The organism is Paenibacillus glucanolyticus (assembly GCF_037333485.1).
Classification (GTDB): Bacteria; Bacillota; Bacilli; order Paenibacillales; family Paenibacillaceae; genus Paenibacillus_AQ; species Paenibacillus_AQ glucanolyticus.
On record NZ_CP147845.1, the window covers coordinates 3,150,040 to 3,169,779 of the forward strand.

The window sequence follows — 19,740 nt, forward strand, 5'->3', positions numbered from 1 at the left end:
ATATGCAGAAAAATATACTGTTTGGACAATTCATCGAACAAGATTCCCTGATTCATCGATTGGACCCTCGAACGAAACTGCTTGGCATGGTTCTGATGATGGTTAGTTTTTTGGCACTACGGACTTGGGTCGATTACGCTGCTGCCACAGCTTTTGTTCTGATCGTCATGGGGCTGTCTCATATATCCATATGGATGTATTTGCGGACATTAAAGCCGGTCTGGTTCATTTTAGTGTTTACCTGGACATATAACGCCATTCTTACTCCGGGTACAACGATATTGTGGTCCTGGTCGTTCATATCTTTGACAGCGGAAGGCATCGAGACGGGAACGGTTGTCGTCTGGCGTATCGGCTTGATGATCCTTCTTGCCTCAATCCTTACCCTGACCACCAAGCCGTTGGCATTGGCTCTGGGATTGGAAAAGCTGCTGTCGCCGCTGTCCAGATTACATGTACCCGTTGAACAGATTTCCTTGATGGTGGTGATTGCCATACGCTTTATTCCCACCATTATGGAAGAACTGGAACGCATTATGCTCGCCCAAAAGGCAAGGGGATATGATATCACCGCCCTCAAGCTGCCCAAGCGGCTGCTCGCTTATATTCCCATTGTAGTGCCGCTCTTCATGACGACCATTCAACGCGCGGAGCAGTTATCGCTGGCCATAGACGCCAGAGCTTATGGTAACGGGAAGGGCAGGAGCTCTTACCGAGTATTGAGATTGACGACTACGGACTTTAGGGCAGGAGGATGCACGATCGGTTTCATCTTCGTGCTGCTTCTGCTCTCAGGAGGATAATAGATATGGAATGGAGCACACGTCTTACGGATCTTCTGAACATTCAGTATCCTATCATTCAAGGGGGATTGGCTTACCTTGGCTATGCCGATCTGGCAGCAGCCGTATCCAATGCCGGCGGACTTGGGCAGATTACGGCCATGAGTCTTCCTGATGCGAATTCCCTGCGCTGCGAAATTCAGCGGATTCATGCCTTAACGGACAAGCCGTTCGGGGTCAATCTTGCTCTGGGCATGCAGCGAGCGGATCTTGCAGACCGTCTGCAGGTCATCAAGGAAGAGAACGTTTCGGTGGTATCCATTACAGGAGGCAACCCGACTGACATGCTGAATGAGCTGCGGAGAACGGATATAATCACGCTGGTGCTTGTCTCATCACGCAGACAGGCGCAAAAAGCGGAGGCGCTTGGCGCATCCGCAGTCATTGTTGTGGGCAATGAAGGCGGAGGGCATCTTGGACGCGACGGAGTCGGCACCATGGTACTGGTGCCCAGCATTGCGGATGGGGTGCAAATCCCCGTCATTGCTTCAGGTGGAATTGGAGACGGCCGAGGCTGGATGGCTGCTCAGGCTCTGGGCGCGGAAGGAATCGTCATGGGTACCCGTTTTATTGCCACACAGGAATGCGTGCATGCCTCCGAATCCTATAAACGGGCGCTGGTCAGCAGCTCAGAGACGGACACAACGATCATTAAAGCGTCCATCGGTTCTCCGGGGAGGGTGCTGCGCAATGCTTTTGCCCAGCATATTGTCGATACCGAGCAAAGGACACCCGGTTATGAGCAGATCCAACACTTGATTCGCGGTCAGGTAAACCGACGCTGGATTCACGACGGTTATGAAGAGGAGGGGTTCGGCTGGGCTGGGCAGGTGACTGGATTGATTGAAGATATCCCTACCGTTTCCGAACTGATCAACCGAATGATTGCGGAGGCAGGGCGTATCCGTCATGCCTGGGGAAGTTCTTAACACTTCGTTTGAAAGTTTGCTTTTCCTTCCAGGATAGTGTTCAAGAATTTCTTTGACTTTCTTAATCGCTTCTGGATATCTTCGATTTCTTTGATTTTTTGTTCAACGATCATTTTCTTATCCTCGTATGCTAAGTCAATTTGTTGGTTAACTAGCGAACTTAATTCTTCTATAGAAAAGTCTACGGATAGGAGTACCTTCACATCATCCAGGAATTCAACAATCTCTTCTGAATAAATACGGTAATTGTTTTCATCTCTTGCAACAAACCTGTCCGGGATCAGGTTTTTGCGTTCATAGAATCTCAATGTTGATATAGGCAGACCTGTTAATTTTGAAACCTCATTTATTTTCATATTGCGGCCCCTTCTCTCTCTTGCTATAAACCTAGGTTTATAGTTCATAATACGATTATGATAACGAACGACATACACCATGTCAAAAAAATGAATGTTATCAAAAAGGAGAGATTCGATGTTTAACCATATTCTGAATAACGATTTTGCCAATGTAGTTAAGGGGCGACGTTCTGTCCGCAAGTATGATGAGAGTATCAAAATATCGAGAGAAGAAATGAGCGAAATGATTACGGAAGCCAGCTTGGCTCCATCCTCCGCAAATATGCAGCCTTGGCGTGTTATCGTAGTTGATACTCCGGAAGGAAAAGAAAAACTAAGACCTCTTGTACGTTTTAATACATTACAAAACGATACTTCCTCGGCCATGTTATTAATTTTTGGCGATACTCAAAGCTATTTGAATGCCGAGGATATTTACAATACAGCTGTGGAGCAAGGGAAAATGCCAGCCGAAGTACGAGATCGTCAGCTGGAAACCATTCTGTCCATGTTTCCGACACTTCCAAAAGAAGTGAAGGTTGAAGTTGCAAAAGTCGACAGCAGCCTTTTTGCGATGCAGTTCATGTTAATAGCTCGTGCACATGGGTATGATACGAATCCAATGGCGGGCTTCGAAGTTGATCAACTGGCAAAAGCATTTGATCTAGATGAAGAACGCTATGTTCCCGTAATGATGATCTCAATAGGAAAAGCCAAAGAAGAAGGGTATGAATCAGTTCGATTAGGTTCCGATAGAATTACTTTTTGGAAGTAACCTGGCGGTGGAGATGAGGTCACATTTGATTATGCATAATCGGATGGAGTAAATTTACGTGTTTGGCTGGGGGACAATGAGCGAGTGTTGTATGAAACTTCTAGTATACGGCAATCTTTTGGCTGGTGGAAGGCCTTACTGGGTTTCCTTGGCTGCTAGATCCTATTAAAGTTTTGGAGCTTCACCGCCAGTCATAACCCAATAACAAGAAGGGCACTCGAATCGAGTGCCCTTCTTGTTGTCTCCAAGCAAAATTAACTTGAAAAAATTAGCACATTTACGAATGCTGTTGGATACCCAACACACCGGGCATATCTGATCGTTGTTGAAATGTGTGAACTATTTCTATAATAGAAGTTGTTTAATAAAAACAACGCGTTGTTGGTTTTTTTCTATGCAAGGAGAACAGAGTGGGTAACATGAACAGAGAGGATAGGGAACCTAATACGGGTTTGCCTCTTCTGGAATTTAATTATGAAGGGAGTTTTTTTAATGACTAATTTTTCATTATCGATTCCTACTCCTGTACCGTTTGAACTTATGTTATCGCTAGAGGGTAAGTGTGCAGTAGTTACAGGCGGCAGCCGCGGAATTGGCGAGGCGATTGTCACACGAATGGTTGAGGCTGGTGCCTCCGTTGTGCCGACAGGTAGAGGACAAGAGGCTCCCACGTGTCGAGGCAAAAATCACCGCAATGGGAGGAAAGGTTGTTTCCGTTCAGGCAGATTCCAGCAGCGTGGGAGATTCTAAAAAGTGGGTTTTCTCTATTCTCTAATTCTTCAATCCGGCCGCCGTGAATGGACCTTTCACCGTAATTGTTGCAAGAATACGAGCCATCTCTTCAGGAGATTCGGTTCCGTTGCCATTCAGCCACTGCTCAATGACACCGATATGGGCCGAAACCAAATAGGCAATTAAGTACTCGCTGGGAACAAGCAATTTCTCTTGCTTTACCAGAGGGAACTCTTTTCTAACAAACAATGTATTCCACAAGAACTCCTTCATTTTTGTTTGGAAGGATAGGCCACCTTTGGGACCGGATACGGCCCTCATAAACTTTCGGTTCTGATCCAAATACTCAAACATGGAAACCATGACATTAAGGGGCAGCGTTGGGGGTACATTCGAATCTGCATCTACATTAACGTCCGTAACTTTTTGTTTAACGATGTCCCTCATTTTGTCCATAAACTCTTCTTGGCATCGGGCCATTAAATCAAATTTATCCTGATAATGCGCATAGAAGGTTCCGCGATTAATTCTGGCCCTCGTTGTAATATCCTTAACTGTAATGGCTTCGAATCCTTTTTCCTCAATTAAATCAATCAAGGCTTCACGGATGAACTCTTTCGTTCGAATAATTCGCAAATCTTTGCTCGGTTCTCGCATTCTTAAGCCAACTCCTTTTTAAAAAATGTATACACAGACAAATAGTGCCGATACCTGGCACAGGAACGATTCGAACATGGTTGACTGTTACATGATATTATAATAAAAATCGTATAGTTGAACAACACGTTGTTTGATTTTGTGAGAAACGAAGGCTTGTCCTAATCATATAATCCAAAATCAAACCCGCCTTACAAGGCAGGTGCCGTTACCGGGTCAAGTGTCCCCACATAGGAATAAGCAGATAAGAACGGTTTATTACATGTACGAGGATGGTGAGATTCAATGGCACTGAAGCCAATAAAAGCAGGTACGAGGTTGACCGGAAGGGTTGTGGTCCCGGGCAGCCCGTCGTACCGTGCGGCCAGAATGGAATACAACAGGCGCATTTCCAAGTTTCCACGGGTCATCGTTTTTTGCAGACGAACACAGGATGTGATCAATGCCGTCAAATGGGCTCGTGAACGGGGCGTACGTCTGCGAGTGCGCAGCGGGCGGCACAGTTATGAAGGATTTTCGACAATCAATGGCGGGATTGTTATCGATGTGAGTGCAATGAATAAGGTGAAGGTGGATCGCAAGAACAGGGTGGCCCACGTGCAGACAGGCAATCCGCTTGCCCGTGTATACAGGAAGCTGTGGGATAAGGGCGTAGCGCTCCCGGCAGGGACGGCACCTGATGTGGGTGTTGCAGGGCTTACCCTGGGAGGCGGGATTGGACTGTTGTCTCGTAAATATGGACTTACCTGCGATAACCTGAAACAGGTGAAGATGGTTGTAGCTTCGGGAAGGTATGGAGCGAAGACGATCATCGCGAATAAGAAAAAAAATTCCGATCTTTTCTGGGCATCAAGAGGTGGCGGGGGAGGCAGCTTCGGCATTGCTACCCGCTATACGTTTCGGGTACGGCCTATCCGGACAGTCTCCATCTACAGCATAACCTGGAAATGGCGCGACCTGGAGAAGGTATTTCCGGCTTGGCAGCGCTGGGCACCTTCGGTCACAAACCGCTTAACCTCAACCATCGAGGTGGCTGCCAAGCAGGTTGGGACAATCGTCTCGACCGGGCAATTGCTGGGCGGTGCAGAGGAGCTGCGTCGACTGATCCGACCTTTGCTACAAGTAGGAACTCCGGTGAAAGTGATGGTGCGAACGGTACCTTTTATTGAAGCGACCCAATTTTTTGCCGCTGGAGATCTGAATTTGGAACCGAAGTTTAAAATAACCGGGGCTTTCGGATATAAGTCTCTACCTCCTGAAGGGGTACGGATGATTCGCGATTTCCTCTCGAAAGCACCTAATAAGCATGCTACCGTGTGGTGTCAAAGTTTAGGGGGTGCCGGGAGCGCGGTAAGCCGGGTATCTCCGACTGCAACAGCCTATCCTCATCGGAAGGCAGAAACGATTTATGAACTGTCGGCGCGGTGGAGGAATGACAAAGAGCAGCAGCGGAATATTCAGTGGGTGAAAAGGTTCCGTAAAGCGTTACGTCCCTATGTAGTAGGAGACTATGTGAACTTCCCGGATCTGGGGATCAAGAATTGGCCGAAGTCGTATTACGGCGTGAACTTTGCCCGTTTGAAGCGTGTGAAACAAAAGTATGATCCGTTAAATGTATTTCGTTTTGCCCAGAGTATTCCGGTGGGGAAGCAGGTGAAACAACGGTTCCGGTCAAACTGAGTATACTAACCCGGAATCTGTGTCGAGTCTTAGAAACAAGGAATAGCCTCATTCGCTGCTCGGCGGCATGCGAATGGGGTTTTTTTGCATATTCAACAAATCGGGTAGACGTGGAAGACATGTGAAAAAGTACTTCGTTTAGCTAATGCTCAGCACCGAGCGGTGCAAAAGTGCAAAGGTTATAGCAAATGCCCCATGCGTATCTTGTGCACAAATCGATTAATAAAATGTTTGGAGACAAGGGAGTTTTTATTGTTTTCGGATCGTATCCATCCTAACGTAGCAGATTGCTGCTCGAAACGGTCGATCTCAATCATAATAAGATCGCCGCTGACAACAAGGGGATTCGCAAAAAAAGAGAAATCAAATGCAACGGTTACTGCAAGTTCTTCCTGCAAAGCATTTACAATGGCCGTAGCATTGTTGCTCGTAAATAGTGTGTTTACGGGTCCGAACGTTTTGGAGAAGTGGCGAATAAATTCGTGAATGTACCCCTCATCGTATAGAACAAAAGGGAATTTTATTAGTTCATCAGGTGTTACCGATTTCATGGAAGTCAACGGGGAATTTCTCCATACACCGACAGCGATTTTGCCTTTCCAAAGCGGTTCGAAGCGCAATCCCTCGAGCTCTTTTTTTTCTGAATCTGGGGTAGCGAGCACGAGTCCGATATCGATTTGGTTCTGTCTGATCTGAGCAACAATTTCCTCGGAGTTGTTTTCATACATTCTAAAATGAACGCTTGGGTAATCCTTCTTTAAGCTGGATACCGTTCGGACCAAAGTGGACATGGCGCCAGGAATTGCTGCAATTCGTAAAGTGCCGCCTGATATTTCGGATTGGTGTTTCGCCTCATCTTTGATTTCTTGCAAAATTTGTTCGATCTGCAAGATCTTCTTGATCATGATCAGCCCCTCTGGCGTTGGCACGGTTCCTGTACGGGAACGATTGAACAATTTCACGCCTAGTTCCGCTTCGAGACTGGATATGGATTGGCTTATAGCCGATTGGGTGACATGCAGCTGGTTTGCGGCTGCTAGCAGGGACTTTGTTTTGGCTACCTCAACAACATAGTGCAGCTGATCTAAATTCATTCATGATTCGCTCCATTTAGTATTAGATAGAATAATATTACCTTAATTTTTTATAATTTTATTTTAACATAATGGGGTGCTACAATTGAAATCGGTTGCAGAACTTTACTTATTACCTTGAAAAGGAGTTTGATAAACATGAGACTAAACCAAAAAACAGCTATCATTACAGGCGGAGCGAGTGGAATCGGAAAAGTTACGGTCCAGAAGTTTCTGGAACAAGGCGCTAACGTTGTATTTACCGACATTAATGAAGAAATTGGTAACCAAACAAGGGAAGAGTTTCGGAAAATTAGCGACAATGTCGTTTTTATAAAGCACAATGTTCACAGTGAGGAAGATTGGGCTCGGGTTATAAGCGAAACGAAAGACCGCTTTGGACGCATTGACATTTTGTTTAACAACGCTGGGATCTATAGCTCCAAGCCGATTACAGAGTATACGGTTGAGGAATGGGAGCGTTTGATGGGTATTAACGTGACAGGCACATTTCTCGGCATGAAACATGTCATTCCAGTGATGCGCGAGCAAAAAGGCGGTTCTATTATTAACGCCTCCTCCATTGCGGGGTTAACGGGATCAGCTAACGTTTCGTTGTACGGCGCAAGCAAAGGCGCTGTTCGAATTATGACAAAAGACGTGGCGATGGAAGTTGCCCATGAACAAATCCGCGTTAACTCCATCCATCCCGGTGTTATTCAAACATCCATGGGAAATGAGCTTGCTGCCGGCTTCAAAATTACGACAGAGCAAGTGGCAAGTTCGATCCCGTTGAAGCGCCTAGGGACGCCGGAAGACATTGCTCATCTGGTTGTGTTCCTTGCTTCGGATGAATCGGGCTTCATTACCGGAGCGGAAATGGTTGTTGATGGAGGTTCGACGGCTCGCTAAACGGCCGAAAGGACAATCAGGGGATACCCCCAATATAGGAAGAGGCTGCACCACAAGATCCATTGTGGAAAGCAGCCTCATTTTTTTACCACGACTGTTGGGGGAAGGCAATCGCGGTTATTTTAAACTGACGGGTTGCTGTTGTGTCACACAATGTATCATGCCGCCTTCTTTATAAAGCTCCCTTACATCAATTCCAATCACTTCACTCCGGGTACAGTTGTTGGATGATATCATTGGCTGCTTTGTCATTGGGATCATTATAATTTGGAACTAACAACGGTATTCCCAATATAATAATTGATATAGGAACGCTTGTACCCCAAATTCTCTCCATTATCTAACATGACATTGTTTTGGCTCATGGGTAGATGCACTCACAAATCCATCGATATGAAAATCCGTAATATCCAGGTTTGGCACACCATTGGCAGCATCTACATGCACGGGTTTTAATAGACCTTCTTTGTCGTAGTTCGTAACATGCGTGCACTCATTTTGCAGAGCTTAGAAAATTTGCTGATCATGTACATAGATCTCTCTTTCTCAATCGTATTTTTGAATGTGATGATATCGATATAAACAGTATGCATGAAATAAGTCCACTGCGCCAAGAATAAGGGTTTTTTTTGTAACAATGGAAAATGGTGAAGATGTTTGGTAGTGTTGATGCAAAGAGCTGTACATAAACAACGACGAGCGATCCGGTATACATACGTTGCTTGCCCGGTACGAAAGGAGAAACCAGTATGAATCAACCCATTCTTCTCATTGATGATGAAAAGGGGATTCTTGATATGCTTACACTTGTGTTAAAGAAGGAAGGTTTTCGTCACATTCATCATGCCTTGACAGGAGCCGAAGCTGTCGCTATGGCTTATGGAAAGTCATATGATCTCGTTGTCCTGGACGTTACGCTTCCGGATATAGACGGATTTGAAGTATGCCGCCGTCTGCGTCAAACGATGGATATGCCGATCTTGTTTTTAACGTCGCGAACGACAGATCTGGACAAATTAACAGGGTTCGCTATGGGAGGGGATGATTATATTACGAAACCGTTTAATCCTCTGGAAGTAGCCGCCCGGATGAAGGCACAGCTCCGCAGACAAAATCAGAAGTCCAATGCCAAGCAAGCCCCCCGGTTCGACTACGGTTATTTTGTTGTCGATAAGGAGGGGGGACAGTTAGTGGTGGACGGGTGCAGCGTCGAGTGCCCGGCGCGTGAGTTTGCGCTGCTTACTTTCTTTTGCGAGCATCCGAACCGGATTTTCAGCATCAGGCAGTTGTACGAGCAGGTGTGGGGTGATGAATATTTAGGAGATGAGAAAACGGTGGCTATCCATATTTCTCGTCTGCGAAAAAAGATTGAGTCGGATGCGAGCAAGCCGCAATTTTTGTTAAATGTCCGGGGATTGGGTTATAAAATCGTCAAACCGGAAAAAAAAGGTGAGTCAGAATGAATCTATTGTTCCGCACCGTTTTCAAATTTGTTTGGATTCCACTTTTAATTATTGTGGGTATAAATTTTTCGGTTTTTGTTTTGATGATTTTATTTATTCTTATGAATATCCCGTTTTTTTGGCCTAATGTAATCGATACAAAATGGTTCATAACCGGGTTGTCGGTCATGCTGGTGTTTGTTTTTTGCATTCTGTACGGATCGTTTATGAGCATGCCGCTTTTTCACTTTATGAATTGGATTAAACAATTGTCCCGTGGGGTCTATGAGGAGCCAACTGACCGGCATGGTAGGCCGGTCAGTCATGGCAAACGTCCGGGTACGTTCCGCCAGCCCTATCGCTTATACGGAGACCTAATTCTCCATATGCGCCAGTTTACGGCACTGTTACAGCATAACCACCAGGAGCGTCTACAACTGGAGCAGACGAAACGGGAATGGATTGCGGGTGTGACGCATGATTTGAAAACGCCGTTATCCTATATCGAAGGCTATGCGGCGATGCTTGTCGCTTCCGATTACAACTGGCAGGAAGATGAGAAGCAACAGTTTATTCGGCACATTCAAGAAAAAACAACCGAGATGAAGCAGTTGATCCGTGATTTGAGCGCATCTTTAAAGCTGGACGAATCGGGGATTATTCTGTCCCGGCAGCCGGGTGATTTAGTTGATTTTGTAAGGCAAACTGTTATCGATATGGCGAACCGCCCGGATAAGGAACAGTATCATTTTTCGTTTGAGTCCGATGTGACTGTCTATTCCGCGACTTTAGATTACCGCCTGCTTCAGCGAGCGTTGCAGAATATATTATTTAATGCTGTTAAGCATAATCCGCCGTTGACGAGTATTGAAGTTAGGCTTTCATGCGCCGAAACTTCCGTTGGGATTATGATTATTGACGACGGGAACGGTATGGATGCCGACATGCTGGAACATTTGTTCGACCGCTATTACAAGGGAAACCGCGAAACAGATGAAGCGATTCATGAGGGGCTGGGGCTAAGTATCGTTAAGCAGTTAGTTGAGGCACACGGCGGAGCCATTGAGGCGGAAAGCCGGCTTGGCGTTGGCACACGAATTCATATTTCATTGCCGATATCAAAGTTTGCTTCCTGTTAGATCCTCGTTTACCAGCTGTTTACTTTAGTAGTCTACACTCATGTTGTAGATGCGATTAAATTGCCAAAGGCGAAAGCCAAGAGGCCAGTAAACGGTGAGGAGGAAAGGGACCATGGCAATGATGGTGATTGAAACGAGAAAGCTCACACGCCGATTTGGTAAGCAGGTGTCGGTAGAAAATATTGATTTGCGCGTGCCGCAAGGGGAAATTTACGGATTTCTTGGGCCCAATGGCGCCGGAAAAACCACCACTATTCGTATGCTGCTCGGATTGATTAGACCGACCTCGGGGGAGATTGAAATATTCGGGAAAAGTCAACGGGGTCATCAATTGGATATTTTGAAGAAGGTAGGGTCGTTGGTTGAATCCCCGTCTTATTATGCACATCTTAGTGGGTTTCAAAATGTAAAAATCATTACCACAATGCTTGGACTGCCCAAGCAGCGGATTGGTGAAGTGCTGGAAATCGTTCGTTTAAGCAGAGATGCTCACCGTCCTGTCAAAGGCTACTCCCTGGGCATGAGGCAGCGGCTCGGAATTGCGATGGCATTGGTGGTCAATCCGGAATTACTTATTCTGGATGAGCCGACAAACGGCTTAGATCCTGCCGGTATTCAAGAAATCCGTGAGTTGATTACCCGTTTGCCGGATCAATTCGGGGTAACGGTGCTATTGTCCAGCCATTTGTTAAGCGAGATCGAACAGATGGCGACGTTCGTAGGGATCATTCACCGGGGAAAATTGATTTTTCAAGATTCTTTAGAGGCATTAACTGCACGCAGCAAACCCCAGCTTAAGATTGAGACAGACAATTCGGCCAGCGCGGCTTTGGAATTACAGCAAAAAGGATGGGAGGCCACAAACGAGGAAGGGGTTGTCTCGATTTCAGCCTGCGACCGTCCACAGTCGGCGGCCATTGTAGAGATGTTGGTGCGGCGACAGTATCCTGTGTATCGTGTAACGGAAACCCGTAAAACGTTGGAAGATATTTTCTTGGATCTTACGGGAAAGAGGCAAAGCTTATGATATGGCGGCTTTGTATCGCCGAGGGAATCAAGATGAAGCGCATTTGCTGGTGGCTGACGGTTATCCAAGCAGTCGGGCTGACGCTAATGACCGCTCTGGAGTGGTATTTGTATTTCCGTCAAGGTCCCGATGGCGTGTACGCCGGTTTTGCAGTCATGTACATGTTCTTATCTTTTGTTATGCTGCTGGGTGCAACCATATTAGCCAGCATCGTATCCGGCACTGAGCATGATACACATATGTGGAAGCATTTGTTGTCACTGCCTGTTCCACGCAGCTTCGTTTACCTTAGCAAGGCGGTCTGGCTCATTGTACTGCAAGCGTTGACTGCCTTGTTCACCGTAATAGGGATGACTTTCATATGGCTGCTATATACCTCGGAGCCGATTCCCTGGGATATGATGATTAAACAACCGTTTTATGCGTTCATGGCTGCTATGCCAGCGTTGGCTCTACAGCTGTGGCTGTCTACCCGATTCGCAAACCAGGCGCTACCGATAGCGATTGGTGTAATCGGGGCAATTGCCAGCTTATTTCTGGCACGTGCGGATGCATTATGGATCAAAGCGCTGCCGTGGGCGTACCCGGCCTTGTCTTCCCCATTTATTCCTAATCATCTGAACTGGATAACGGCCGGATTGAGCGTGGGCACACTCTTTTTAGCTATAGGTTCCGTTCATTTTGCCAGAAGGGAAGTCGTCTAAAAAGGAGGTGCTTGGATGAAACGGTTATTAACCGCAGAGTTTATCAAAATGCAGTGGCTGATTGTAGGTGTTTTGATAACTGCCGATGTTTGGGTGGGTTCTTCGCTGGGAATTATGCAATTAGACAGTCTAAAGGAATTTTTTGTCCCAAATTGGTCTACTCTGTATATGTATATGGTCTATTTCCATGCTATGTTCTTTTATCCACTGTATTGCGGGATTCTCGCCTCCTTGATTTGTTTATATGAGCATCGTCATGGGGGGTGGAAATTGTTGTTGGCGCTGCCATTGTCTCGAAACCAAGTCTACTACTCGAAATTTATTTTGCTTATCGGTATTTTGGCGGTGATCCAACTCGTTTTCCTAATCAGCTATCTGGTCACCGGAACCATAGTTGCTGTTCCCGGGGACATCGTTTGGTCCTCAATTGGGTACAGCATTATCGGCGGATGGGTAGCAATGATGCCGCTTGCTGCACTGCAGCTTTGGCTCTCTACCAAGATTAAAAGCTTTGGCGCAGCGCAAGTCTTTAACATTTGCTGCGTAGTACCCAACATCGTTGTGACTGGCCTGCACTCGTCATTCGGCGCGTGGTTCCCGTTCAGTCCTCCTTACTACATCATGATGCCGCAAACGGCCTCGTACGCTCCGGGTGTAGAAACATACAGTCTGATTACCATTATTGTAATTACGTTTGTTCTTTACTTCACTTTCGGCAAGCTTTCGTTTGTGCGGAGGGATTGGATTTAAGGCTTTGGCTCCTGTGCCAAAGCCTTTTTTTTCGTTAACAAATAAGGAGTGACCGATCCCAATGCCGTTGCGATTTGCATTCTACCCTTAAGCTAAATAGAGTATTATGATAATGAATGTAAGTAAAAACAGCATGGTTGGGTGGCTGAATAAATGAAAAAGATTCTCTTCACTGGCGGAGGTTCGGCAGGACATGTAACGGTTAATCTTGCGTTGATTCCAAAGTTTATGGATGCAGGCTGGTCAATGGATTACATAGGTTCAATAAATGGCATCGAGAGACAACTTATTACCGCTATTCCTAATGTAAAATACCACTCGATTTCAACGGGCAAGCTTAGACGATATGTAGATTTGAAAAACGTAAAGGATCCCTTCCATGTAGTCAAAGGGGTTGTCCAAGCGTATCAACTGATAAAAAAACTAAAACCAGCCGTAGTCTTTTCCAAAGGCGGCTTTGTATCCGTCCCTGTTGTTATTGGAGCATGGTTGAATAAAGTACCTGTAATTGTACACGAATCAGATTTGACCCCAGGGTTAGCCAACAGGATCACTAGCAGGTTCTCAACTGTAATATGCACCACCTTTCCGGAGACTGCTGCGGCCTTCAAAAATAATAACGGCCATCATGTAGGCCCGGTTATTAGAGAAGAAATGAAACAGGGCAAGGCAGAACGAGGTCGTGAGTTTGTTGGATTTTCCAAAATGACGAAGCCTACCATTCTCGTAATGGGTGGTAGTTTAGGAGCCAGGAAAATTAACGAAGTACTTCGGGAGTCGTTAAATGAGCTAACAAAGCAATTTAGAATCATTCATCTTTGTGGAAAAGGGAACCTTGACTCCTCGATATCGAATCCGGATTATAAACAATTTGAATACATTGATCAAGGGCTGCCCGATATACTGGCTTACTGTGATTTCGTTATTTCTAGGGCAGGCTCCAATTCGATTTTTGAATTCCTCTTCCTGAAGAAACCGATGCTTTTGATTCCTCTAACTAAACAACAGAGCAGAGGGGACCAGCTTTTAAATGCCGCCTCTTTCGAACGTGAGGGTTATTGCAAGGTTCTGCATGAGGAACTGCTGGATTCTAAAAGCTTGATAACGAGTGTTAGGGAATTGGCTGAAGAAAAAGAGGTCTACATAAAAAACATGAATGGTTTCAAACATCATGATGCCTTAGGCCTTCTCTATAATCTCATTATTGAAACAGCTAAATGAAGCAAAATTATCGTTATTTATCTGTTCATGAAACCACATCACGTGCTTTCAGTATAATTAATAGATTCATATCTTGATGAGGGAGTGTGAGGACGTAATGAATGAAATCATCAATATGATTATGTCTCTGTTTGAAAAGCTAACTGATGAAGAGAAGGCATCCATAAACAGTGCCCTTTCCGGGTTGTTTGAGAGACCCATTCCATGTTTCATTTCAGAGCTCTCTACGTTTAATGAAGAGGAACTAGTTGTCACTAAGAACACAATAAACGGGTTGATTCTCACTAGAGAGAATGTACCTGACCTTTTAGAAGCGTACGAACGATTAAAGAACAATGATCTACCTCAAAAAGTCTCCTTTGGGCACTTGACAGTAGATTAAGTTAACGGGAAAACACTCTATCTTGATAAAAAATGAAGGCAACCAATCATAATGATCGGCTGCCTTGCTATGGCTAACTCGAATGGGGTTAACTGCAACTCACTAAAGAGAGACGCTAGCTTTTGTAAGTTCGATTAAGTTTGTCTTCTTAAGCCTAAATATTAAAATGGGATGATTGAAAATGTGGAAAAATATAGATAAAGGGTATTATATCACGCTTGAAAGCTGTGCTCAGAGAGAGTGTAACGGGCAAAAAGTGATTAATGACATTATAAAACACTATATTGAAGGGGAGGATGAAGTGAAAAATAACTGGATTATAATCGACACACATTTCTTATCGATGAACTGGGATGAATATATAAGGTTCAGAAAAGGGGTAGAACTTTATAGAAGTCAAGGGTTTGACATTGATGAGACTTTTTAAAAAACTTAATGGCCTGACGGGAGGACCACGACATCTACACTTTGAAAGTCGTATAATTACGGCTTTTTTTGTTTGGATACCGCCAACAAATTGCAGCGCGTTCCCCCAGCTTGTCGTATTGCCAAAGAAGGCCGTTCTGGACACTGATCTGGTTCGGCTAGAGATAAGTCGAATTCCCTAAGGATTTTCTGCTTGATCTACATGGCGAAAATGAGAGAAATTAATCCCAAACCTCAGAATGATCGTGCAATCTGCGCAGGCGGTAGGCGTTCATGGCAAACTCGCGCACTTCTTCAAGAATGGTGTAATTTGCCCATGCGCCTGCGAAAGCGCCAATCCCAGGCACCATCTGTAACATTTTCCGGAAGTCAATGGCATCGCGGTACTCGATCTGAAATGTCTCCCAGTCCATATTCCGGGAGTATTCGGCGTCGGAGAGCCACTGTTCCTTTTCCATATGCCAATGCTTAATGGAATGCAATAACCTTGCACGGTTCTCCGGCCCCGAAAACGTCATTTGAAATACTTTGAGAATGAATACCCGCTCGGAGAAGTGTTTGGTGTCATAACCATAAACATGCGCCAGCTCGAACAAAAATTTCATTTTGATCGCAATTAAAGCCGGAAAGTCTACCATACTAAACATAATGCCACCGGCTCCCGTTCCAGCGCCTTCGGCAACCGCGATTTTTTGGTACAGGGCAAACAACTCTTTCGCTTCTTGATCGGCAGACTCCAGTTCCAAAGTGCGCTGCACCGGTCGGCCGGGTGTATATTCCGCACCGAACAGTGCAGTGCGCACGATCGATCGGATGGTGGTGGTCATGATGCTGTGCATCTTCGGGGGAATCAAATGATTGATTCGAGTGCCGATGGTTTTCGATGTTTTTTCGAGCCAACCGGGCGGTTTGAACATTTTTCGCTCCCACTCGGCAACTTCCCTCTGTACTTTATGTTCGTAATTCATGCTTAACCGCTCCTCCAAAACATTTGGTTATATTGTAGCTAATAACTCCGTACTACGGAATAGACCGTAGCAGGATGCGGACCTCGACTAAAGTCCAGCGCCAGCTTACATAAAAGGATAGGCAAGATGAAAATGCTCCAAGGCCGTTTGTGTTTTTATGGCTCTGTCAATATAGAACTGCAGTTGATCTGAAATGACCTAACTTGATGGGCTGACCGACAAGAGGAAATCAACACAGGGTGAATTGAAGAGGAGGGATATTATAATTTATAACGAGGTTGTTAACATCAGTAATGCCTATTTTTATCCAGTCATATAATTTTCTGGAAGAGATCACGCATCATAAGCACACCTTTTATATCTGCCTGTTTGAAAAGGCCATTTTGCAGAGTCTTCGATTTTTTTGTAACTATAGAAAACAGACAACCAGTCCCCTAAGAGGCTGGTCGTCTGTGTTTACACCATGGTTTACTTGAACCGAATTGCTTTTTGTGCAGTTTCATTCGTGATTTGTGTCATAGGTAGACGAAGTCGATCCGATCGAATAAGCCTGTTTTGAGCCAGCAGCCATTTGAGCGGAGCCGGATTAGGCTCAGAAAAGAGAAATTGAATAAGTGGTGTAAGGCTATCAAATTGTTCTCTGGCCTCTTGATTTTTTCCATTACGGAACGATTCATATACTTGTACAAATTGTTGGGTTTCTAAATTGGCACTAGCCAGGATTCCTCCTTTGCTGCCGCAACATAACGAGGCATAAAACAAATCGTCTTCGCCGCACAAAATCGGTTTGGATTGGGTTCTGGTAAGTTGGAATAGACGTTTTATGTCGCCTGTGCTATCTTTCATTCCGATGACATGATCCATCTTCAATATGGTCTTCACTGTGTGCAAATCCAGCGTTGCGGCTGTACGATGCGGGATGTCGTAGAGAATAATGGGCAACCCTGTTTCGGCCAGGGCTAGAAAATGATACACGATTCCCTGCTGTGAAGGACGATTGTAGTAGGGGGTGGCGACCAATGCGGCATCGGCCCCAAGTTCTTTTGCCCGGGCTGTTTTTTTGATGGCATCGGCCGTATTGTTAGATCCAGTACCTACAATCAAGGGAAGCTCTTCAAGTATAATGCGGGCCTCGTAAATCATCCTTTCAAGCTCTGAATCCCCTACTGTAGGCGATTCCCCGGTTGTTCCGTTGACGACCAGCCCGTGAATTCCGCTATTTCTCAAACGTGTAACGAGCCTCTTAAAAGATTTGATGTCAAGATATCCTTGTTCATCAAACGGCGTGACAATAGGAACCATGACTCCGCGCAATGACTCTTCATTTAGCATCATTTTGATTTCTCCTCTCTCAAGTCATCTCTGTGATGGACAATTGTTGTTATTCGCATGCAAGAATATCGGAGATGGCTCGAATGAGTACTGAGTTTTCTTCTATATTTCCAATTGAAATACGAAGGTGGCCGGGCAGGTTCCATATACCTCCGTATCTCACGATGATCCCATGGGCCATGAGGGATTCGTATATATCTTTTGCTGCAGCCCCTAACTCAACTAACAGAAAATTACTTGTACTTTCCACATAAGGCAGTCCCATTTGTTGAAAAGCGTGATAAAGCTGCAGTTTCCCTTCATGATTTGATTTCAGTGTCAGACGGACATGCTCAACGTCTTGAAGAGCAGCAGTTGCTGCGATTTGAGCTAGTGTGTTCACATTAAACGGTTCCTTGACTTTGGCTATTTGATGAACAAGCATCTCATGGCCCACACCATAACCGACTCTAAGTCCAGCCAGGCCATACAGCTTTGAAAAAGTTTGCAATACAATCACCGGGTATCCGGATCGAACAAATTCAAGGCCATCGGTATAATCGGATTCATGTGCGAACGGACTATATGCGGCATCCAACAGAACAAGGACATGCTTGGGAAGTGCATCCAGGATATAGCGTAGATCTTCCCTCGGAAGGAACGTGCCAGTCGGATTGTTTGGCGAACAAAGGCAAAGCCAGCGGGTTCGGTTGGTCACTGCATTGACGATGGCCTCCCTGTCAAACTTGAACGAAGGACTTAAAGGAACCGGAACGACGGTCGCTCCCATCAGATGCGCGCCAAATTCGTACTCGCTGAACGAAGGCGAACATATAATCACTTCATCTTCTGGTTCCAGGAAAGTTTCGGCAATGAGTGTGATCAGTTCATCACCGCCGTTACTTATGATGAATTGTTCAGGAGCCATCTGATGGTGAGCTGCCAGTGCTTGCCGCAATTGGACGGTGCTCGCATCCGGATATCGATGTAAATCGGATAAGGAATGCGCAATCGCTTCAAGCGCTTTGGGCGATGGACCCAACGGATTTTCGTTAGAAGCTAATTTGATGATATCGGACAGCCCCAACTCTTGTTGGAGTTCCCGGATCGGTTTTCCCGGCGAATAAGGCGACAAGTTACCCAGTGCGCTCCGCAATGGAATCGTGAATGAATGGTTCATGCTGGTTCCTCCTTCCTGTGAAAATGGGCCATATGGCATGAATATAAACCGTCCCATCTGAAAAGTAACCATCCAATTGGTGTCCCTTTTCATCAAGCCGATTGGGATAACGGAGCGGTTGGTCCGGAAAAATACGAAAGTGGATGGTTACGTCATGCTGGATTGCCGTTATATTCAAATTAATTTAACGTTAAGGGGTGAAGAGACAGTATGACTGTATTGGAACAACTCAACAAGGAAAAAATAATGGCGATGATTCGAGGCGTACATCCAGATGCAGCGGACCGGACCGTCGAAGCGCTGGCCCAAGGCGGTATTCGTTTCATTGAAGTGACAACCAACACCGAGGGCGTATATGCTCTGATTGAACGATGGAGAAAAACGTATGACCGCGATTTAATTGTTGGTGCTGGAACCGTATTGGATGTGGAAATGGCGAAACAAGCCATAGCATCAGGTGCGCAATTTATGGTGTCACCCAATCTGGATGAAGAGGTAATAGCCTACGGTGCCATTCATCACATCGATGTTTATCCCGGTGTCATGACGCCAACGGAAATCGTACGAGCGATCAAGTTTGGGGCAAAAGCCGTCAAAGTATTCCCGACTGGCTCGCTTGGAGGCGCTTCCTATTTAAAGGAAATCCGTGGGCCGCTCAATAATATTCCTATGATCGCGTCTGGCAGTGTTGGGCTGAATAATATACGGGAGATTCTCCACGCTGGCGCGTTTGCGGTAGGGATGGGAGGAAGTCTGGTAAAGCGGGATTGGATTGAATCAGGCAATTTTTCTGCTATCCAGAGATTGGCAAAAGAGTTGGTCCATGTTGTAGCCGAGGAGCGGGCGACACACTAAATCCTGGGAAGCACGCTTTAGTATTCGTGTCTGAGCGCACATCAGAGGACAACAACATGTACACCATATCTAATTTGGAAGCCGCATTCAATGCGGCTTCGTATTATTAGGTCAGCCAGAGATTTTTCTGGTTGGCCTATTTTTGTAGGCATTATACGATGGTGGTAGCCGGGAGAACGAGGGTGGCTTAGGGACGTAGATCCCGTTAAAAAACAGTTCTCTCACTACCGTCCAATGACCATGTTTGAGCTGGTAGAGGCTTTTAGACCTCGCATCACAAGCGAAGCTATGGGGTTGGAGACCATGTGGGAATGCCGGTAAATCGAATCAAGGAGGTTATTATGCATACAGCCAGTAGTAGGAATAGACGTGGCAAAAGGGGTTAGCGTGATCCAAG

General features: G+C 45.6%; 21 protein-coding genes and 1 pseudogene. 15 read left to right on the forward strand and 7 right to left on the reverse strand.

Annotated elements, in window-relative coordinates; genetic code table 11:
• Positions 1 to 2 precede the first annotated feature (2 nt).
• Together WDY75_RS14970 and WDY75_RS14975 are read left to right on the forward strand one after the other, a co-directional pair.
• Complete coding sequence (locus WDY75_RS14970; protein ID WP_006210376.1) at positions 3 to 803, forward strand: energy-coupling factor transporter transmembrane component T family protein; 801 nt, start codon at positions 3 to 5, stop codon at positions 801 to 803.
• Between the two features lie 5 nt (positions 804 to 808).
• Complete coding sequence (locus WDY75_RS14975; protein ID WP_006210375.1) at positions 809 to 1,771, forward strand: NAD(P)H-dependent flavin oxidoreductase; 963 nt, start codon at positions 809 to 811, stop codon at positions 1,769 to 1,771.
• On the opposite strand, the gene WDY75_RS14980 is transcribed toward WDY75_RS14975, so the two are convergent.
• Entirely contained in the window at positions 1,768 to 2,127 is a 360-nt protein-coding gene (locus tag WDY75_RS14980) for a MerR family transcriptional regulator (RefSeq protein ID WP_036637735.1), read from the reverse strand. The genes WDY75_RS14975 and WDY75_RS14980 overlap by 4 nt on opposite strands.
• Before the next feature lie 118 nt (positions 2,128 to 2,245).
• Between WDY75_RS14980 and WDY75_RS14985 the strand changes: the two genes are divergently transcribed.
• Both WDY75_RS14985 and WDY75_RS14990 read left to right on the forward strand, forming a co-directional pair.
• Positions 2,246 to 2,884, forward strand: coding sequence for a nitroreductase family protein (locus tag WDY75_RS14985; protein ID WP_006210373.1), 639 nt, complete (start codon positions 2,246 to 2,248; stop codon positions 2,882 to 2,884).
• A gap of 492 nt (positions 2,885 to 3,376) precedes the next feature.
• Positions 3,377 to 3,634 (forward strand): SDR family NAD(P)-dependent oxidoreductase, encoded by a 258-nt coding sequence (locus tag WDY75_RS14990; protein ID WP_269148285.1) that lies wholly within the window; start codon positions 3,377 to 3,379, stop codon positions 3,632 to 3,634.
• A 21-nt stretch (positions 3,635 to 3,655) separates the two neighbouring features.
• Here the strand turns inward: WDY75_RS14990 and WDY75_RS14995 are convergent, their stop codons facing one another.
• Entirely contained in the window at positions 3,656 to 4,273 is a 618-nt protein-coding gene (locus WDY75_RS14995; RefSeq protein WP_006210368.1) for a TetR/AcrR family transcriptional regulator, read from the reverse strand.
• Between the two features lie 285 nt (positions 4,274 to 4,558).
• Between WDY75_RS14995 and WDY75_RS15000 the strand changes: the two genes are divergently transcribed.
• Positions 4,559 to 5,953 carry an FAD-binding oxidoreductase gene (locus tag WDY75_RS15000; protein ID WP_063480704.1) on the forward strand — a complete coding sequence of 465 codons (1,395 nt, stop codon included), beginning with the start codon at positions 4,559 to 4,561 and terminating at the stop codon, positions 5,951 to 5,953.
• A gap of 179 nt (positions 5,954 to 6,132) precedes the next feature.
• Here the strand turns inward: WDY75_RS15000 and WDY75_RS15005 are convergent, their stop codons facing one another.
• Positions 6,133 to 7,047: a LysR family transcriptional regulator gene (locus WDY75_RS15005; protein WP_063480705.1), complete on the reverse strand. Its 915-nt coding sequence runs from the start codon at positions 7,045 to 7,047 to the stop codon at positions 6,133 to 6,135.
• 138 nt (positions 7,048 to 7,185) lie between these two features.
• Between WDY75_RS15005 and WDY75_RS15010 the strand changes: the two genes are divergently transcribed.
• A complete protein-coding gene (locus WDY75_RS15010) occupies positions 7,186 to 7,938 on the forward strand; it encodes an SDR family NAD(P)-dependent oxidoreductase (RefSeq protein ID WP_063480706.1) in 753 nt (250 codons plus the stop codon).
• A gap of 117 nt (positions 7,939 to 8,055) precedes the next feature.
• Here WDY75_RS15010 and WDY75_RS15015 read toward each other — a convergent pair.
• A pseudogene (locus tag WDY75_RS15015) lies at positions 8,056 to 8,367 on the reverse strand (agmatine deiminase family protein); the annotation flags it as partial.
• A 320-nt stretch (positions 8,368 to 8,687) separates the two neighbouring features.
• On the opposite strand from WDY75_RS15015, the gene WDY75_RS15020 reads away from it, so the two are divergent.
• The 8 genes from WDY75_RS15020 (at position 8,688) to WDY75_RS15055 (ending at position 15,030) form a co-directional block, all read left to right on the forward strand.
• Positions 8,688 to 9,401 carry a response regulator transcription factor gene (locus WDY75_RS15020; protein WP_063480707.1) on the forward strand — a complete coding sequence of 238 codons (714 nt, stop codon included), beginning with the start codon at positions 8,688 to 8,690 and terminating at the stop codon, positions 9,399 to 9,401.
• Positions 9,398 to 10,519 (forward strand): sensor histidine kinase KdpD, encoded by a 1,122-nt coding sequence (locus tag WDY75_RS15025; RefSeq protein WP_063480708.1) that lies wholly within the window; start codon positions 9,398 to 9,400, stop codon positions 10,517 to 10,519. The genes WDY75_RS15020 and WDY75_RS15025 overlap by 4 nt, the downstream gene beginning before the upstream one ends.
• A gap of 112 nt (positions 10,520 to 10,631) precedes the next feature.
• A complete protein-coding gene (locus tag WDY75_RS15030; RefSeq protein ID WP_063480709.1) occupies positions 10,632 to 11,546 on the forward strand; it encodes an ABC transporter ATP-binding protein in 915 nt (304 codons plus the stop codon).
• Positions 11,543 to 12,250 carry an ABC transporter permease gene (locus WDY75_RS15035; protein ID WP_063480710.1) on the forward strand — a complete coding sequence of 236 codons (708 nt, stop codon included), beginning with the start codon at positions 11,543 to 11,545 and terminating at the stop codon, positions 12,248 to 12,250. Before WDY75_RS15030 ends, WDY75_RS15035 begins: the two co-directional genes overlap by 4 nt.
• Before the next feature lie 15 nt (positions 12,251 to 12,265).
• Positions 12,266 to 13,000 carry an ABC transporter permease gene (locus tag WDY75_RS15040; RefSeq protein ID WP_063480711.1) on the forward strand — a complete coding sequence of 245 codons (735 nt, stop codon included), beginning with the start codon at positions 12,266 to 12,268 and terminating at the stop codon, positions 12,998 to 13,000.
• 153 nt (positions 13,001 to 13,153) lie between these two features.
• On the forward strand, positions 13,154 to 14,221 hold the full coding sequence (locus WDY75_RS15045) for an undecaprenyldiphospho-muramoylpentapeptide beta-N-acetylglucosaminyltransferase (RefSeq protein ID WP_063480712.1): 1,068 nt from the start codon (positions 13,154 to 13,156) through the stop codon (positions 14,219 to 14,221).
• Positions 14,222 to 14,318: 97 nt separating this feature from the next.
• Positions 14,319 to 14,603 (forward strand): hypothetical protein, encoded by a 285-nt coding sequence (locus tag WDY75_RS15050; protein WP_036637741.1) that lies wholly within the window; start codon positions 14,319 to 14,321, stop codon positions 14,601 to 14,603.
• A 181-nt stretch (positions 14,604 to 14,784) separates the two neighbouring features.
• On the forward strand, positions 14,785 to 15,030 hold the full coding sequence (locus WDY75_RS15055) for a hypothetical protein (RefSeq protein ID WP_063480713.1): 246 nt from the start codon (positions 14,785 to 14,787) through the stop codon (positions 15,028 to 15,030).
• Between the two features lie 220 nt (positions 15,031 to 15,250).
• Here WDY75_RS15055 and WDY75_RS15060 read toward each other — a convergent pair whose 3' ends face one another.
• The 3 genes from WDY75_RS15060 to hisC all read right to left on the reverse strand — a co-directional run bounded on the left by WDY75_RS15060 (position 15,251) and on the right by hisC (position 18,488).
• Entirely contained in the window at positions 15,251 to 15,997 is a 747-nt protein-coding gene (locus WDY75_RS15060; protein WP_063480714.1) for an EcsC family protein, read from the reverse strand.
• A 468-nt stretch (positions 15,998 to 16,465) separates the two neighbouring features.
• Positions 16,466 to 17,332 carry a 4-hydroxy-tetrahydrodipicolinate synthase gene (gene dapA, locus WDY75_RS15065; protein WP_331000359.1) on the reverse strand — a complete coding sequence of 289 codons (867 nt, stop codon included), beginning with the start codon at positions 17,330 to 17,332 and terminating at the stop codon, positions 16,466 to 16,468.
• A gap of 46 nt (positions 17,333 to 17,378) precedes the next feature.
• Complete coding sequence (gene hisC / locus WDY75_RS15070; RefSeq protein ID WP_063480715.1) at positions 17,379 to 18,488, reverse strand: histidinol-phosphate transaminase; 1,110 nt, start codon at positions 18,486 to 18,488, stop codon at positions 17,379 to 17,381.
• Positions 18,489 to 18,698: 210 nt separating this feature from the next.
• Between hisC and WDY75_RS15075 the strand changes: the two genes are divergently transcribed.
• A complete protein-coding gene (locus WDY75_RS15075) occupies positions 18,699 to 19,343 on the forward strand; it encodes a bifunctional 4-hydroxy-2-oxoglutarate aldolase/2-dehydro-3-deoxy-phosphogluconate aldolase (RefSeq protein ID WP_036637749.1) in 645 nt (214 codons plus the stop codon).
• Positions 19,344 to 19,740: the final 397 nt, after the last annotated feature.